The sequence below is a fragment of the Flavobacterium calami genome, from assembly GCF_038290035.1.
In the GTDB taxonomy this organism is placed as follows: Bacteria; Bacteroidota; Bacteroidia; order Flavobacteriales; family Flavobacteriaceae; genus Flavobacterium; species Flavobacterium calami.
The window spans coordinates 12,265-29,370 of record NZ_JBBYHS010000014.1 but is presented as its reverse complement, the minus strand read 5'-3'; the positions used below and the strand labels follow the sequence as shown (position 1 = coordinate 29,370).

The window sequence follows — 17,106 nt, the reverse complement described above, 5'->3', positions numbered from 1 at the left end:
ATCATATATAAAGTTTTCTTTTTGATTAAACAGTTTAGCAAATAAACGATTTAATTTACTTCAATCCAATCTGCCTTTTAGCTTCCCCAACCACAAAAGCAACCGAATTGGCAATATTAAAACTGCGAATAAGAGGAGACATCGGAATAGTTAAATGATTTTCGAACCTAGCCATAAATTCGGAACTTAAACCAACACTTTCTTTGCCAAAAACCAACCAGTCTCCATCCTGAAATTCGTTTTCCAGATACGATTTTTCAGAATGTGAACTCATTAAAAACACTCGTGACTGATCCGGAACCTGTGCAATCCATTCTTCTGCATTTTGATATTCGGTTACGTCAAGATGTACCCAGTAATCCAAACCCGAACGTTTCAGGTTTTTATCATTAATTACAAATCCAAAAGGATGAATTAAATGAAGACGGCTTTCTGTACCTACACACAAACGGCCAATATTTCCGGTATTATTTGGTATTTCCGGTTCTACAAGAACAACGTTTAGCATTTTTTTTAAGTTAAATGTTAGAGGTTAAAAGTTAGAAGTTTTGAAAAATAATTATCTAATTCTCAAATTGACTCATTATCTAATTGAAAATCGGAAACTTCGCGAACTTCACCCGCTTTTAAGTTTTGCAAATATACATTTCCTATCCGAACACGCACTAAACGCAAAGTAGGAAAACCAACTGCAGATGTCATTTTTCGAACCTGACGAAATTTTCCTTCACTGATAGTGATCGAAGCCCAGGAAGTCGGGCCATGACGTTCATCCCTGATTTTTTTGGCTCTTGGTCCAAAATCAGGAATTTCAGTAACAATAAAAGCTTTACAGGGTTTCGTTTTATATTTTCCGCCATCAAAACCAATTTCGACGCCTTTTTGGAGCTGTTCTATCGCTTCAGGAGTTATGAGCCCATCAACCTGAACGTAATATTCTTTATCTACTTTTTTGCTTCGGATTAGTTCACTTACCATTCCGTCAGTGGTGAGCAGCAGCAAACCTTCAGAATCTTCATCGAGCCTTCCTATAGCCATTGTTCCTTCCGGAAAGTCATGCAATTCTCCTAAAAGCTTTTTCTTTCTTTTTAATTCATAAATAAATTGACTGAGGTAGCCATAAGGTTTAAAAAGAATGAAGTGTCGGTGCATTTTTAATTTTTTGCAAAGATAGTTTGTTTCATCTTCATTAAAAATAATCGGGTAATAAACTAAAGGCTATGTTAAACCATTTAGTTTTAAAATTTAGAATTCGTAATATTATACTACAAATTTTAAAGAATAATGTTATGGGAACTAATGATTTAGGCTCTAAAAAAATAAATGGAGTACAAAAAGACATAGATGAATCTAAAGGTAAAAATATTTCGCACGACGGAAAATCAGATGATGCGAATCTTAAAAAAGAAGTTGTAACCGATGCTGACGGAAATAAACAAATAGTTGAACGCGCCAGAAACGAAAATGAGGATATTACCAAATCATTTCGAGAAGATCAGGATAACCCCAATGCAAATCGTGGTGTAGAAACCGAAGAAGAAGCAAAGAAAACGGTAGAAAACAAAGACCGGAATTCGGATATTACGCCAGACCGTTACTCTAACTCTAATCCGGAAAGTCATGAAGACAGAGGAAATATGAAATTGGATGAAGACTAAAATAGTAACGAAAAATGGACAGATTTGATACTCTTTTGTCTAAAATAACATTTGATTAGCATATCAGGTTAATATTATGATAAACTTATGTTTTGGGCAGAGCAGCAAGAAATGTCTTCGTAATTTTAAAGGACAATTTTAAAACTTATAAATATGGCACTTTTAGAAAACAAGGTAGCTTTTGTTTCAGGTGGCGGTTCAGGAATCGGACGCGCAGTAGCAGAAGCTTACGCTCGTGAAGGAGCAAAAGTAGTAGTTTCGGATATTAATGTAGAACATGGTGAGGAAACTGTAAAAAATATAAAGAATAACGGAGGAGAAGCTTTTTTTGTAAAAGGCGATTCTTCAAGCGCATTAGATAATAAGCACATGGTTGAAGTTACGGTCTCAAAATACGGGCGATTGGATATTGCCTGTAACAATGCCGGAATGGGAGGTCCTGCAAAACCAACAGGAGAATATGAACCAGAGGCATGGGATAAGGTAATTGCCCTCAATTTGAGTGGCGTTTTTTATGCCTGTCGCTATCAGTTGGAACAAATGGAGAAAAACGGAGGAGGCAGTATTGTCAATATTGCTTCGATTCACGGACAGGTTGCTGCCCCTCTAAGTCCTGCTTATACGGCTTCAAAACATGGTGTTGTAGGCCTAACGAAAAACATTGCGGCTGAGTATGCACAAAAAAATATTCGCTGTAATGCAGTAGGACCAGGTTATATCGAAACAGCCTTGTTAAAAGATAATTTGAATAAGAGTATGATGGACGCTATTGCAGCAAAAGCGCCGATGAATCGTTTAGGAACATCAGAAGAAATTGCGGAACTTGTTGTGTTTTTAAGTTCTGAAAAATCTTCTTTTACTACCGGAAGCTACATTATTGCTGATGGTGGTTATACTGCGGTTTAAGCATTTTAAAAATGTATTATTAGGCTGTCTGTTTTTCAGATAGCCTTTTTTTATGCTCCGTACTATACTTTTTTGTCAACAGATTGGAAATGTTTAAAATATTAATTTTACCGTCTAATGGCTGTTTTGTTAATAATGCTGAATAAAAGTTCTTTAAAAATAGTGTTTTGTTGTGAAATGTTTATAAGTTTAGTGTATTTAAGTTTATGGTTTTGTAATATTCGCTTAACTTTAAAGGGTATAAATTTGACTTCTAAAAACTCTATTTTTTTAAACTATGAAAAAGATCTACACTGTACGCCATTTAATGGCTTTTTTAAGTTTTTTTTATTGCTTTTCTTTAAGTGTAATTGCTCAGACAATGCCGGAAGCGCAGAAACTTCCTTATAAGCAGAATTTTACAGGCTTAGGAACAACTTTTCCTTTAGGAATTCAAGGCTGGTCTGCAAGTACTCCTTCAAGCTTACCAACTCCATCAAATTTTACAACCTCGGGTACTATAGCAGGAAATAAAGGTCTAACTGCAGGTTCCGCTAGTTCTACTTCTGGAGATGTTTACAATTTTAATGAAAAAATGGGGATTTTAAATGCAGGAACCTTTCTTGATCAGGCAATTGGTCTTGCATTAGAAACTACTAATTTGTACGGAATTCAAGTGCAATATGATGCGATGGTCATTCGTAATCCAACAGGAGTAGGAAGCCCGGCAACCACTAGAATTAATGAGTTCGTATTACAATATAGGGTCGGAACAACAGCTCCATTCACAACTTTGCCAACTACTGTTTATGTCAATAATTCAACTCAAAAAATAGGACCTGGAGATACTTCGGGGCAAAATCCTCAAGTTATAAAAGTAACATTGCCTTCAGATTGTGATAATCAGTCAGTCGTGCAGCTTAGATGGATTGCAAGACAACTTTCAGGTTCTGGTTCTCGTCCTTCTTTCGCAATTGACAATATTGATGTAAACAGCGATCACACAGCGCCGGTAAACGAAACCGGATTTCCAAAATCTGCTAATATATCCTCAACCCATTTTGATTTTTCTGATAAGTTGAATGAAATCGGAAAAACCTATTATGTTTTGCTTGCAGGTGGCAGCACAGCACCAACTCCTGCTCAGGTAAAATCAGGATTGGATGCAAACGGAACTGCTGCTTTACAAGCAGGATCTTTAACTATAGCTGATCCTGCATCAGCATATACTAAAAATATTGCTGGTTTATCTCTTTCTACTGCTTATACTGTATTTTCTGTTTCTGAGGATGAATATGGAAATTTACAAACAGCAGTAAATAAAGTAGATGTTACAACAGCAGCAACAGCACTACCTGTAGTAACAACTTCTGCAAGTGCTTTAGATTTGGGTGCTAATGAATTAAACTTCGAATCAGCATCTAAAAGTTATCAAATTCAGGCGACTGATCTTCTAAGTGATTTAACGGTGAGTGTTACACCAAATTTTTCGATCTCAAAAGATAATGTAACATTTGTGTCAATACTTACTTACGCTGCTGCTGACTTTGCTTCAAATGCTTCACAGACGGTTTATGTAAGATTTAATCCAGATTTGGCGGGTGCTTTTACAGGACAGATTACACATGAATCTACTTCTGTTATTAAAAATTTATCTTTAGCAGGAAGAGGATTCAATCCATACTTTCAAAATTTTGATGATCCAAATGTGTTAAGCAACAGCGGCTGGACACAATACGATGTAGCTGGAACTGCCAATAAATGGGCATACACTACAACAGCAAGAAATGTAAATTCTGGAGCGGGAGCGGTTCTTATGAATGGCTATTCGGACAGCGGAGCAAGTAAAGACTGGTTGATTTCGCCAAAATTACGTTTAGATACTTTTGACAAATTGCCATTGTTATCTTTTTATTCTCGTAAGTACTTTCAGGGACCAGCTTTAAAATTAATGGTTTCTACCAATTATGATGGAGTAAGCAGTCCGGAAACAGCTACATGGACAGAAATTGATGGCAGTTTTCCAACTACAACAGATTCGTATGTTAAATCTCAATATATTGATTTATCAGCATTTAAAACTAATCATACTTATGTAGCTTGGGTTTATGAAACTGCAATTGGAAGTGGTACAGGAAATGCAGCAGAATGGTCATTTGATGACTATGCTATTGTAAACGAATCAGGATATGTGGCTTCAAACCCTGTTTTAGATTTCGGAACTGTAGATCAAAATACTATTTCTGCTTCACAATCTTTTGCTTTTAAAGCCAAAGGATATGGAGATCTAACAATTACTGCACCTGTAGGTTATCAGTTATCATTAGATAATAGTACATTCCAAAACAGTGTTGCTTTGACTGAAGCTGATGCTTTTGCTGGAAAAACATTATATGCGAGATTTGCACCAACTGCGAAAGAATTTAAAATTGCAGGCCCGCTTACAGTTACAGGGACTTCGTTAAACAAACAAGTAGGTTCTTTAACTGGTTCTTCACTTTCAAAAGCAGATACTTTTGATGTAGTAACCTATAATTTGGAGTTTTTTGGTGCTCCGACTTCAGTTTACGGACCAAGTAACAAAGCATTACAGCTCGATAATGTAGCAACAGTAATGAACAAACTAGATGCGGACGTTTACGTAGTTCAGGAAGTTTCAAGCGATGCTCAAATAGATAATTTGATCCAAAAACTAAATGTAAACGGAAAAACATTCGATAAAGCCGTTTCGACATCATGGTCCTATTCCTGGGATCCGACTTCAGATCCAACTTTTCCACCTCAAAAATTGGTTGTAATTTATAATACTCAAACTACGACGGTTAAAAAAACTCGTGTAATGTTTAAAGAATTTTACGATGAATTACGTGCCGGGACCAAAACATTGGCTAATTATCCAGGAGGTTCTAACAGTAGTTTCTTTTCTTCTGGTCGTCTGCCCTATATGGTGACTTTAGAAACGAATCTTAATGGGGTTAAAAACGAAATCAATTTTATAGATCTTCACGCTCGTGCAAACAGCGGGACAGATATTTCACGCTATAATATGCGTAAGTACGACACAAAGGTGCTAAAAGACAGTTTAGATGCACATTATCCAAACGCTAATTTGATTCTTTTAGGAGATTACAATGACGATGTAAAAGCATCTGTTATTCCGGGACAGCCGTCTTCTTATGAAGCTTTTGTAACAGATAACAATAATTATAAAGCTTTGACATTAGAAATCAGTCAGGCGGGCGCTTTCAGCTTTTTAAGTTCAGGCGGATTTTTAGATCATATCACAATTTCAAATGAGTTAGTGAATCAATATATTCAGGGTTCTACAGCAGTTTATGATCCTCGTAATGAAATTACAGATTATACCGAAACGACTTCAGATCACGGACCTGTAATTGCTCGTTTTCAGTTGAAACAAGATGTATTGTCGACGCCGGATTTTGCTAATAACAATTTTTATGTTAAAGCATATCCAAATCCAGTGACAGATGTTGTTAGTTTTGATGTAAAAAATACAGATAAAAATCTGAAATTAAGATTTTATGATATCAACGGCCGCCAAACAGGAAGTGCTATTGACGTTAAAGCAGGTCAGGATATAAGTACGACTGTAATTCCGGTGACTCATTTGCAATCTGGAATTTATATTTACACTTTGACAGAAAATAACAAAGTTGCGTTTAAAGGAAAGATTATAAAAAAATAAACTTTCCTATATATACTAAAACAGGCAGCTCATTCGGGCTGCCTGTTTTTTTATGGGATATCAAATATCTTTTTTGCTTTTAAAACAATAGATTCCTTTTCTGATATTTCTAAAAAATAATGAATCTGCCATTCCTGTGTTTTTTGAGCCTGTTTGCTTGTAGTAGTATCCCAGGGAGGATAAACACGGGTTGCTCTTTTGCCTTCTTTAACCGAAGTAGAGAAAATTCCTTTTTCCAGTAAAATGCTTTTCGGAAAGATAAATAACCCGAAATTATTTTCTTTTCGGACACTGATAATCACAAAATCGATTGGATCTGAGAAATCAAATGGTTCAATGGTTCCCGATACATTTCGTTTCCATAAAGTAACAAACTGTCCTGTTTTTGTTGGGGTAATTTTGGCTTCTCTGTAACAGATTTTTTTGTCGTTGATTTCAAAACGATAAGCACTATATTCGGAACTTTCTGCTTCCGGTTCCGGCTGACTGCATTCTAGATTAGAAGGTGCAAAAACGAATTCTCTTGCAAGAATTAAATCATCTGGTAGTGACTTGAAGTTAGTCCTCGAATTGTGATCAGTCATTAGTTATAACTTAAAACGAAACATTAAGTCCAAAATTGAACGACCATTGAAATTGATTAAAAGTTTGATTATTTAGTGGATTGATATAATAATTCATACCCGGCTCAACAAATATATGTGTTTTTTTGTATAGTTGATATTGAAAAGTACTGCTCAATAAAGAACCGTAAACAAAGTCATTTGCATTTAAATTTCCGCCTATTGAATTCCCGTTTAAGGTCACATCATTTGAAATTAGTTTTCCAACAAAACCACCGGTATTTAAACTGATATTGGTTTTGTTTTTATTAAAAAGGGAGTATGAAACCTCAAGAGGCATCTCAATATATTTCAGGCTTTGGTCAATATTTCCGCTTTCGACATTGTCGCTTTTTAAAGTGTTTTGCGTGCTTCTTGAAACAAAAACATAATTAGAATTACTTGTTATTTTAGGAGCAATTACATTTGAGCCATTGTGTAAATTGTCACTAGTTAAAGGAGATGAAGACATTTCATAATTGCTATAGTAAGGAACATTTGCAATGCTCTGTCCTAATTCATTAAATTTTAAACCCGAACTTACAGCCCACTTTTTATTTAGTTTGTAATTCGTTTTTACACCGTATGAATTTGTCTGTTTAGATTCATTAACATTTCCGAGTGTTTTTTGTTTACCATAATTCTCAGAATTGGCAATTCCGGCAAAAACTTCCAGAGACCATTTCTCATCATTAGAAACCGGTTTGGTTTCTTTTTCTTTCTTAGGTTCAACTTCTGCAATACCTTTTTCTAAATTTTGTAATTGCACCAACTGAATTGAATCTTGTTTAGTCAAAGTAATATTGTTTTTCTGAGTAAGTTGTGCAAGAGCAGCTTTCGAATTGACAGTTTCAGTTACAGCTTCTTCCTTATTCTGAGAATTGTTTTTTTCTGTTGAATTAGAAGAATTTAAAGCAATAATAGCTGTGGTTGTAGAAGTCTTTTTTTCTTCTACAACAGAATTTGGCGTTAAGTTGTTTGAAAAAGTGTTGGCTGAATTGTATTTTTCGTTGCCAAAAGTTTTTTCGGCTACAGCCTTATTTTCATTTTCTTTTACTGAATTCGGCAATTGGTTATTTGAATACGAATTGAATGAATTTTGTTTTTGAGTACCAAAAGTTTTTTCGGCTACATCCTTGTTTTCATTTTCTTTTACTGAATTCGGCAATTGGTTATTTGAATACGAATTGAATGAATTTTGTTTTTGAATGCTAAAAGTTTTTTCGGCTACAGCCTTATTTTCATTTTCTTTTACTGAATTCGGCAATTGGTTATTTGAATACGAATTGAATGAATTTTGTTTTTGAATGCTAAAAGTTTTTTCGGCTACAGCCTTGTTTTTATTTTCTTTTACTGAATTCGGCAATTGCTTATTTGAATACGAATTGAATGAATTTTGTTTTTGAGTACCTAAAGTTTTTTCAGCTACAGCCTGATTGTTGTTTTTTATATTATTATTTAATTCATCTGTTGTAATATCACCAGAATTCATTTTTGTATCAGAAGTTTTGGTAACGTTTGTTTTATAGGCTTTATTTTTTTGTTCGTTATTCGATTGTATTGTTGCATTTTCTATAGCTGAACTTTCAGCAACAACGGTTTCTTTTTTAATAATGTTGTTTTCTGTAGAAATGTTTTTATTATTTGAGTTTTTTTTGTTTTTATCAACTACAACACTTTTTTCTGCATTTCCGTTATTTATTGTTTTGATTCCGGAATCAGAGGAAAAATGTAAAACTGCCGGGAGTAATAATCCTAATAACAGGCATGCAGCAGCCGACCACCAAAGAACAACTCTTTTTTTCTTTTTAGGTTTGTCAAGTTCTTCTTCAATTTTACTCCATAGCTCGGGTGGCGGAACACTCGAAAAGTTTTCTATTGAAGAAAAAATATCTTCTATTTTTTGCTTTTTCATGCTGTTTTAAAATTTTTAATACTCAAAATTTTTTTCTGTAAAATTTTTTTGGCTCTGTTAAGGTTTGATTTTGAAGTGCCTTCCGAAATCTTGAGTAATTCTGCAATTTCCTTATGTTTCATTTTTTCAAAAACATACAAATTAAAAACCATACGATACTGATCAGGTAATTCTTTTATGTATTCCAGTAGTTTTTCCTGCGGGACAGTAATGGTGTTTAATTCCTCTTCTTCTATAAAATCGGTATCCGGATCAAAAACATCCAAAAAGAAACTTTCCTTTTTTTTCTTATTTAATGTTTCGATCAGTTTGTTGATAAAAATTCGTTTGAGCCAGCCTTCAAAACTCCCTTCAAATTTATATTGATGAATTTTCTGAAATACAATAACAAAGGCCTCCTGAAAAACATCTTTTGCATCATCTTCATTTTTCATATATTTTAAGCAAATACCGTATAAGACAGGAGAGAACAACTGATAAATTTTCAGTTGTCCTGCTCTGTCATTTTGTACGCATTGCTTTATATATGTATCTAAATCGTTTTTCAAAAAACTGGTGGGGTTGATTTTGGCAAAAATAACGAATTTTAAGTGTTTTAGCTATTTTTTATAAATTGTGCGCGTGCCTTCAGAATCGTTGCTTATTAGTGTTAAGTTTTGATTGTCAAGGTTTTCTATGATATAGGTTTTGCCTTCAAAAGAGATCAGTTCCTGTTCTGACTGATCAAAAACACTGACCCCTTTTTTTATTTCATAAGAGCTGTTTCGAATTTCGACACCATCTTTATAAGTGATGATTTTTCCGTCTGGAGTAAAAACTATTTTTTTATTGAAACCCGTTGTTTTAGGAGTTGAAATATAAGGATTGCTCTCTCCGCCTATTGTCTTTTCCCAAATCCAGGTGTTGATAATTTTGCTGGTTTCAGCGGTGTTTGCTTCTAAAGAAGAAGCAGTTGTAAAAATTCCAAATACAATAAAAAAGAATAGTTTTTTTCTCATGTTAGTTTAATTTTAAAAGAAGGATTTTGTCTTTAATCGCCTTCTTGAAAGCTTTTACTTCTGTACTTTGATCTGCAGTATCGTTGTTGTCGATGTAGATTTTTGTTGTACTGGCACCTTGGTGTAATTCAAAATAAACACCACCCTGATTTGCTGGGTCTGGAGATCCGTAGGTTTTGGTTTGGCCTTTTAAGTTTAAGATTTCAGTTGGGACACTTTTCAGGAACAACGTGTATTCTCCTCTTTTTATTGTAGCAGAATATTTATACTGACTAAATGTATAACTTTCCTCGGCGTCAATATTTAAAAATTTAAGAATGTTATAATCATTTAGTTGGTAAAAGTCATTAACAGTCCCAAAACTTCCAATTACTATATTGTCTTTGTTTTCTGTAGTTTTGTTAAAATAAACAGATTTAGATGTTTTTGGAATTAATACATAATCAGAAGGATAAGTTTTGGTTGGTGAAGTGGTTTCTCCCGTTTGCGGTCCGTTCTCAAAATAATTAATTATAACCTGACAGCCATTTTCTACTATTGAAGTGATTTTTATACCATAACCAGTAGTTGCTTTTTCTCCGGAAAAAACCGCAGCAAGATAGTATTTCGTAAAATCGATAGTAGGATCACTGACTACAGAACACGTATTGCTATGTTTTGTAAAAAACTGATTTAGTTTTTCTTCAGAAGTTATAAGAGCAAAAGCCGGATTGGTTGGTGACTCCTTAATACTGTAATTGCATGGCAGAGGAAAACCGGTAAAAGCAACATTTGTGTATTCTCCGCAAGTATCAGTAGGCAAATCATCATTCAGTGAACAGCCACTGAATCCAAAAGCTATAAACAAGCTTAGCATCAATTTTTTCATGAATTTTTATTATTAAGATTATGTATAAAAGATGTAATTGTTTTAAAATGGTTGCGTTGAAGAATATTTTTTTTAAAAAAATAACTGAATTGTTTGTTTAATTTAGAATGGTTACTAATTCGTGAAATTTTATTTTTAAAGATTAAGAACTACGTATTATTGCGTACTTTTACTTAAAAATTAACGTAGTTATGTTGGATATTCTTCCGATTTTATTGGTTTTTATTGTGGCTGTATTCCTCGGGATTTATTTAGGGAGAATACTCTCTTCGGCTAAATTTGAATCAGAAAAAGTGAGTCTGAACGAAAAGTTAAATGCAGCAAATAATCAATTTCAATTTCAGAAAGAACAATTTCAAATTGAAAAAAACAGTTTTGAAAAACAGCTTCATTTACTTCACTCAGAAAAAGAAAATATCCGAAACGAAAAAGACAGCCTGGCGATTCAGCTTTCTAAAAAAGAAGTTGATTTTGAAAATTTATGGGAGCGTCATAAAGAACAAAAAGCAGAAATAACAGCGCTACAGGAAAAATTCACCAAAGAATTTGAAAATTTAGCCAATAAAATTCTCGAAGAAAAATCGGCAAAATTTACAGAACAGAATTCTGTAAATATGAAAAATATTCTTTTGCCTCTCCAGGATAAAATTCAGGGTTTTGAGCAAAAAGTAGAACAAACCCATAAAGAAAGTATTGATTACCATGCAGCCCTGCGCCAGCAGATTTTAGGTTTAAGCGAAATGAATGTTCAGATGAGCAAAGAGACTTTAAACCTCACCAAAGCATTAAAAGGAGACAGTAAAATGCAGGGTAACTGGGGCGAACTGGTTTTAGAGCGTGTACTCGAAAAATCAGGGCTGGAAAAAGGAAGAGAATACGAAGTTCAGCAAAGTTTTACCAATATAGACGGAAATCGCGTATTTCCTGATGTGGTAATTAATCTGCCGGACGGAAAAAAAATGATTGTCGATTCGAAAGTTTCTCTAACGGCTTATGAGAAATGGGTAAATGAAGAGGAGGAAAGCCTTAAAAATGAATTCCTGAAAGAACACGTCAATTCTCTGAAAAGGCATGTTGAACAGCTCGGAAGTAAAAATTATCATGATTTGTACCAAATTGAAAGTCCGGATTTTGTTTTGCTTTTTATTCCGATAGAACCTGCTTTTGCCATTGCTTTAAACGAAGATTCGGCTTTGTACAATAAAGCTTTTGCACGAAATATTGTGATTGTTACACCAACAACCTTATTGGCTACTTTACGCACTATTGACAGTATGTGGGCCAATCAGAAACAGCAGGAAAATGCTTTTGAAATTGCACGTCAGGCCGGAGCGTTGTATGACAAATTTGAAGGTTTTGTAGCCGATTTGGTCAAAATCGGAAACAAAATAAAAGACACCAAAACCGAATACGAAAACGCCATGAACAAGTTGGTGGAGGGTAGAGGTAACCTAATTTCGAGTGTTGAGAAATTAAGAAAAATGGGAGCTAAGGCAAAAAAAACACTTCCGGAAAATATTATTGCAAGAGCTTCAAATACAGATGAAAACCAATTATTGAATTAAATTTTCATTTTAAAATAAACCAAACAAAAACCATAAATTACAAGATTAATGACTACAGATTTCAGACCCGTTTCTTCATCAAAAATTAGTATTTCAGAATTAATGCTGCCATCGCATACCAATTTCAGCGGAAAAATTCACGGAGGTTACATTCTACAATTACTGGATCAGATTGCCTTTGCATGTGCCTCAAAATTTTGTGGTAATTATTGCGTAACGGCTTCAGTGGATACAGTAAACTTTTTAAAACCGATTGAAGTTGGCGAACTGGTAACGATGAAAGCATCGGTGAATTATGTAGGGCGCAGTTCGATGATTGTGGGTATTCGTGTTGAAGCAGAGCATATTCAGACGGGTGTAATCAAACATTGTAACTCCTCTTATTTCACGATGGTTGCCAAAGATAAAGAAGGTAAAAGTGTTCAGGTACCCGGGTTAATTTTGACGAATCTGGATGAGGTGCGCCGCTTTAGAAAATGCATCAAACAAATTGAAACTAAAAAAGAAATCGAAGAACATGCCAGAGAAGCTAAAGTAAATTCGATTGAAGATCTGGCAAATTTAGACAAATACAATGTATTGGTTGAAATTGGCTAATATGATAAAATATATTTACAGCAAACCTTATTTTATATTTTTAGCTTTTATAATCCTTCTTTTAATAATTGGGTTTACAAATGCCGGAAAGATATTAGATATCAATATTCATAGTACCTATTTGCTTATTTCGTATTTAGATTTTGGTTTGCTTTTATCATTTGTTTATGGCTTTTTAGGACTTACATATTTTGCCCTGATAAAATTTAATTTACCATTGATAAAATGGATGACAATTGCCCATGTAATTATTTCCATTGGAGGTTTTTGTTTAACAGCCGGTTTTTTTATGCTTATTCGGAAACAGTTCCGGGTGATTTTGAAACTCTTTTAGAGGATATATATTTTAACGAAAAGATGAGATGGGCAATATTTATAACCTTGTTTATGGTTATTTGTGCTCAGTTGCTATTCCTTGTAAATGTGTTTTACGCTTTGATGAAAGGCAGGTAATTTTAATATAAAGATTCACAAATATTTAGCATAAAATCGCCTTTCGTATTCCTTATTATTTCGTAACTTTAAGTATACAATCACTGAGTTGCTATATTTTTCACGGAGTACGCCATTCGGTTTTTTAATTACTTTCTTTTCAAATAAAAAAACCGAATGACATAATTGTTTAAATGCTGACGATTATGAAAAGAACTGTATTTTTTATTTTAATGTTTACCGCCTGCTCTATTATTGCCCAGGAAAAAATATCTACAAATAAGGCAATAATAAATTTTGAAGCTACCGTACCCTATTTTGAGGAAATCAAAGCGGTAAACAGATCGGTTATGATTATTTTAGATCCTAAAGCAAGTACTTTATTGTGTACTGTTGTCATGAGAGATTTTCATTTTAAACTGGATTTGATGAAACAGCATTTTAATGAAAATTACGTAGAAAGTGACCGTTATCCCAAAGCTATTTTTAAAGGTAAAATAGCAAAATTTGATTTGAAGGATATTGATGAAACGGAGAAAGAATATGTAATTAAAGGAAAATTGATGATTCGCGGAAAATACAAAGAAATTGCTGTAAAAGCCATGCTAAAAAAAGTATATGGGGGAATACAGATCAAATCTGATTTTCCGATTGCTATTGCTGATTTTGATATTGCAATTCCTGAAAAGATATCTTCAAAAATTGCAAAAACAGTCAGTACTGAGTTAAACGGCGTGATAGGAAATGATGAAATGCTTTTGACCCTGAAATAAATCAGAGGTCAGGATACACAATCTGAAAGGGCAGTTTTTAAATCTTCAAACTGGAACTTCAAACCTGTTTTTTTAATCTTTTCCGGTGAAACTCTTTGACCTGTCAGGACAGCAATACTCATTTCTCCCAAAATCAATTTAAGAACAAAAGCCGGAACTTTGGGCAGCCACACAGAATAACCATATAAATTGGCAAGCGTTTTAGATAATATGGCATTGGTTGTGTTATCTAAAACGGTTGCATTATAACTACCGCTTGTTTCCTTATCCTGAATTGCTTTTAAATAAATAGCACACAAATCTTGAATATGAATCCAGGGTACGTATTGGTTTCCGGTTCCTAAAATGGATCCAAAACCCCATTTAAAGCTGGGTTTTAATTTTTTTAGAAAACCTTCGTTTCTTCCCAGTACAATTCCGGTTCTGACTTTTACAGTCCGGATTCCTAATGATTCAATTTTAGCAGCTGTATCTTCCCAAATTTGACAGGTGGTGCCTAAAAAATCATTTGCTGTTGGTGTCTCTTCGGTACAAATTTCATGAGATGTTACGGCTCCGTAAATTCCAACTGCTGAGGCTGAAACAAAAGCTTCCGGAAATTTATTGTGTTTTTGTAAAACCGAATGAATAAGTTCAATGGGCTTGATACGGCTCTCTATAATGGCTTTTTTACGTTTCTCTGTCCAGCGCTTTTCTACAATTCCTTCGCCTGCGAGATGAATAATGAAATCGGCATTTAAAACGGCATTTTCATCAATATAATTACGATCCGGATTCCATTGGTAATACGTAATAAAATCAGCGCTTTTTCGAGGGCTTCTGCTTAAAACAGATACCGAAAAACCATTAGCAATCAGTACACTGGTAAGATGTTTGCCAATGAACCCGGTTCCTCCGGTTAATAAGACGTTTTTAGCCATGATAGTTTATAATATATTTAACAGTGTCAGCTGTTTAAGCATCTGTAAAGATACTTAAACATTGCTTACCTTTAGGGCAAATTCTAAATTTAAAAGAAATGGCTGCTAAAAAGAAGGTAATCAGTAAAGAAGATATCGTTTCAATATACATGAATGAAGTTTTGGAAAAAGGCCAGAAACCAAAATCGGTTTATCATTTTGCCAAAGAAAATGATTTTACAGAGGCCGAATTTTATGCGTTTTTTGGAACATTGGAAGGTTTGGAAAAAGAAATTTTCAGATTGTTTTTTGTCAACACAGTTGATCTGCTTCATAAAAACTCAGATTATTCAGAATACGATATGAAGAACAAAATGCTGAGCTTTTATTTCACATTTTTCGAAATATTAACTGCCAACAGAAGCTATGTTTTGCAATCGCTAAAACTGGACAGAAACCCATTGAAAAATTTGGTTCAGCTTACTTCACTCAGAGATAGTTTTAAAGAATATGTTTCTGAAATCCTGACAGATGATTACAGGCTTGAAGTTGAAAAACTGCAAAAGTTTCAGGAGAAAGCCATTCAGGAAAGCGCCTGGGTTCAATTGATGCTTACGATAAAATTCTGGAAAGACGATGAATCGGCAGCTTTTGAAAAAACAGATATTTTTATCGAGAAATCGGTCAATGCTTCCTTCGAATTAATGAATGTAGGACCAATGAATCACCTTATAGATTTAGGGAAATTTCTGTTCAAGGAAAAAATATACAGCAAATCATGAAAACAATCGATTATATACCAACTTCAAAAATAGAAAGGGCCGGAAAACTGGTTCAGACTGGAGCTAAAATTGGAGTTAATTATGTTAAACATTATGCCGAAAAAATAGTTAATCCTGATTTGACCCGGGATAAACTCAATGAAAACAATGCCGAAGACATTTACGACGGATTAAAAAGCCTAAAAGGAAGCGCACTGAAAGTTGCCCAAATGCTGAGCATGGACAAAAACTTTTTGCCTCAGGCGTATGTAGAGAAATTTTCGTTGTCACAGTTTTCTGTTCCGCCGCTTTCGGCACCTTTGGTTTTAAAGACGTTCAAAAGTAATTTTGGCAAAACGCCTTATGAAATCTTTGACGAATTCAATGCCAATTCTGTTAACGCAGCAAGCATCGGACAGGTGCATCTGGCGAAGAAAGGCGACAAAAAACTCGCCGTTAAGATTCAGTATCCGGGTGTTGCCAACAGTATTTCGTCAGATTTGGCTTTGGTAAAACCAATTGCCATCAGAATGTTTAATCTGCAGGGAAAAGATTCTGATAAATATTTTAAGGAAGTTGAAGATAAACTGATCGAAGAAACCAATTATCTGCTTGAATTAAAACAAAGCCAGGAAGTTGTAAAAGCCTGCAGTAAAATTGAAAACATCTTGTTCCCGAATTATTATCCGGAATTCTCCTCAGAGAAAATCATTACGATGGACTGGATGACCGGAATTCACCTTTCGGAGTTTACGGCAAAAGATTTTGATAGTGTAACCGGAGATAAAATAGGGCAGGCGCTTTGGGATTTTTACATGTACCAAATTCATGTTTTACGAAAAGTACACGCCGATCCTCATCCCGGAAATTTTTTGGTAGACGATCAAAACCGACTGATTGCGTTGGATTTTGGCTGTATGAAGCAAATTCCCAATGAGTTTTACATTCCGTATTTCGAACTGATCAATAAAAATGTCATTACCGACAAAAATCGTTTCAACGATAAATTATTCGAATTAGAAATCCTTCGTGCAGACGATACGCCTTCAGAAATTGAATATTTTACAGCAATGTTTCATGATTTATTGTCGCTGTTTACGAAACCTTTTCAGGAAGAGACTTTTGATTTTTCCGATGAAAAATTCTTCAATGCTATCGCCGAATTAGGAAAACGTTTTTCAGAAGATACCAACCTCAAAAAAATGAACGGTAATCGCGGTTCCAAGCATTTTATTTACATGAACCGTACCTTCTTCGGCTTGTACAATTTGATGTTTGATCTGAAAGCGAAGATTGTTGTTGAGAATTATTTGAAATATTAGAGGAGAAATTCCAATATAAAAATTCCAAATTCCAATTTTGAAAACCTTTGTGAAAGTTTTACATTTTTACAAAGGTTTTTTTGTCATTTCTGACAAGACTAAGCAAAGCAATTGGAATTTGGAAT

General features: G+C 34.2%; 17 protein-coding genes. 9 read left to right on the top strand and 8 right to left on the bottom strand.

All coding sequences use genetic code 11. The annotated features are described in order from the left end of the window. Window positions 1-55: 55 nt before the first annotated feature. Together AAEO57_RS13820 and AAEO57_RS13815 are read right to left on the bottom strand one after the other, a co-directional pair. The gene (locus tag AAEO57_RS13820) at window positions 56-508 is read right to left on the bottom strand and encodes a tRNA (cytidine(34)-2'-O)-methyltransferase (protein ID WP_341693599.1); all 453 of its coding nucleotides are present in this window, start codon (window positions 506-508) and stop codon (window positions 56-58) included. Window positions 509-570: 62 nt separating this feature from the next. Beyond that, complete coding sequence (locus AAEO57_RS13815; protein ID WP_341693597.1) at window positions 571-1,152, bottom strand: pseudouridine synthase; 582 nt, start codon at window positions 1,150-1,152, stop codon at window positions 571-573. A gap of 137 nt (window positions 1,153-1,289) precedes the next feature. On the opposite strand from AAEO57_RS13815, the gene AAEO57_RS13810 reads away from it, so the two are divergent. The 3 genes from AAEO57_RS13810 to AAEO57_RS13800 all read left to right on the top strand — a co-directional run bounded on the left by AAEO57_RS13810 (window position 1,290) and on the right by AAEO57_RS13800 (window position 6,249). Continuing rightward, a complete protein-coding gene (locus AAEO57_RS13810; protein WP_341693595.1) occupies window positions 1,290-1,658 on the top strand; it encodes a hypothetical protein in 369 nt (122 codons plus the stop codon). 153 nt (window positions 1,659-1,811) lie between these two features. Next, window positions 1,812-2,564 carry an SDR family NAD(P)-dependent oxidoreductase gene (locus AAEO57_RS13805; protein ID WP_341693593.1) on the top strand — a complete coding sequence of 251 codons (753 nt, stop codon included), beginning with the start codon at window positions 1,812-1,814 and terminating at the stop codon, window positions 2,562-2,564. A 277-nt stretch (window positions 2,565-2,841) separates the two neighbouring features. Beyond that, the gene (locus tag AAEO57_RS13800; RefSeq protein WP_341693591.1) at window positions 2,842-6,249 is read left to right on the top strand and encodes a T9SS-dependent choice-of-anchor J family protein; all 3,408 of its coding nucleotides are present in this window, start codon (window positions 2,842-2,844) and stop codon (window positions 6,247-6,249) included. A 50-nt stretch (window positions 6,250-6,299) separates the two neighbouring features. On the opposite strand, the gene AAEO57_RS13795 is transcribed toward AAEO57_RS13800, so the two are convergent. The 5 genes from AAEO57_RS13795 to AAEO57_RS13775 form a co-directional block, all read right to left on the bottom strand. Next, window positions 6,300-6,833 (bottom strand): MepB family protein, encoded by a 534-nt coding sequence (locus tag AAEO57_RS13795; RefSeq protein WP_341693589.1) that lies wholly within the window; start codon window positions 6,831-6,833, stop codon window positions 6,300-6,302. A gap of 10 nt (window positions 6,834-6,843) precedes the next feature. Further along, window positions 6,844-8,766 carry a hypothetical protein gene (locus AAEO57_RS13790; RefSeq protein ID WP_341693587.1) on the bottom strand — a complete coding sequence of 641 codons (1,923 nt, stop codon included), beginning with the start codon at window positions 8,764-8,766 and terminating at the stop codon, window positions 6,844-6,846. After that, on the bottom strand, window positions 8,763-9,239 hold the full coding sequence (locus AAEO57_RS13785; protein WP_341693745.1) for an RNA polymerase sigma factor: 477 nt from the start codon (window positions 9,237-9,239) through the stop codon (window positions 8,763-8,765). Before AAEO57_RS13785 ends, AAEO57_RS13790 begins: the two co-directional genes overlap by 4 nt. A gap of 126 nt (window positions 9,240-9,365) precedes the next feature. After that, complete coding sequence (locus AAEO57_RS13780) at window positions 9,366-9,764, bottom strand: hypothetical protein (protein ID WP_341693585.1); 399 nt, start codon at window positions 9,762-9,764, stop codon at window positions 9,366-9,368. A 1-nt stretch (window position 9,765) separates the two neighbouring features. Beyond that, entirely contained in the window at window positions 9,766-10,632 is an 867-nt protein-coding gene (locus AAEO57_RS13775) for a protease complex subunit PrcB family protein (protein ID WP_341693583.1), read from the bottom strand. Between the two features lie 191 nt (window positions 10,633-10,823). Here AAEO57_RS13775 and AAEO57_RS13770 point away from each other — a divergent pair, with 191 nt between their 5' ends. The 4 genes from AAEO57_RS13770 (at window position 10,824) to AAEO57_RS13755 (ending at window position 13,999) form a co-directional block, all read left to right on the top strand. Continuing rightward, the gene (locus AAEO57_RS13770; protein ID WP_341693581.1) at window positions 10,824-12,197 is read left to right on the top strand and encodes a DNA recombination protein RmuC; all 1,374 of its coding nucleotides are present in this window, start codon (window positions 10,824-10,826) and stop codon (window positions 12,195-12,197) included. A gap of 48 nt (window positions 12,198-12,245) precedes the next feature. Continuing rightward, the gene (locus AAEO57_RS13765) at window positions 12,246-12,794 is read left to right on the top strand and encodes an acyl-CoA thioesterase (RefSeq protein WP_341693579.1); all 549 of its coding nucleotides are present in this window, start codon (window positions 12,246-12,248) and stop codon (window positions 12,792-12,794) included. A gap of 1 nt (window position 12,795) precedes the next feature. After that, window positions 12,796-13,128: a hypothetical protein gene (locus tag AAEO57_RS13760; RefSeq protein WP_341693577.1), complete on the top strand. Its 333-nt coding sequence runs from the start codon at window positions 12,796-12,798 to the stop codon at window positions 13,126-13,128. 304 nt (window positions 13,129-13,432) lie between these two features. Beyond that, window positions 13,433-13,999, top strand: a complete 567-nt coding sequence (locus AAEO57_RS13755; protein ID WP_341693575.1) for a YceI family protein — start codon at window positions 13,433-13,435, stop codon at window positions 13,997-13,999. Between the two features lie 8 nt (window positions 14,000-14,007). Here AAEO57_RS13755 and AAEO57_RS13750 read toward each other — a convergent pair whose 3' ends face one another. Next, the gene (locus AAEO57_RS13750) at window positions 14,008-14,919 is read right to left on the bottom strand and encodes a TIGR01777 family oxidoreductase (protein ID WP_341693574.1); all 912 of its coding nucleotides are present in this window, start codon (window positions 14,917-14,919) and stop codon (window positions 14,008-14,010) included. 98 nt (window positions 14,920-15,017) lie between these two features. On the opposite strand from AAEO57_RS13750, the gene AAEO57_RS13745 reads away from it, so the two are divergent. Both AAEO57_RS13745 and AAEO57_RS13740 read left to right on the top strand, forming a co-directional pair. Then, window positions 15,018-15,680 (top strand): TetR family transcriptional regulator C-terminal domain-containing protein, encoded by a 663-nt coding sequence (locus tag AAEO57_RS13745; RefSeq protein ID WP_341693572.1) that lies wholly within the window; start codon window positions 15,018-15,020, stop codon window positions 15,678-15,680. Beyond that, on the top strand, window positions 15,677-16,981 hold the full coding sequence (locus AAEO57_RS13740) for an ABC1 kinase family protein (protein WP_341693570.1): 1,305 nt from the start codon (window positions 15,677-15,679) through the stop codon (window positions 16,979-16,981). The genes AAEO57_RS13745 and AAEO57_RS13740 overlap by 4 nt, the downstream gene beginning before the upstream one ends. The last annotated feature ends 125 nt before the right edge of the window (window positions 16,982-17,106 follow it).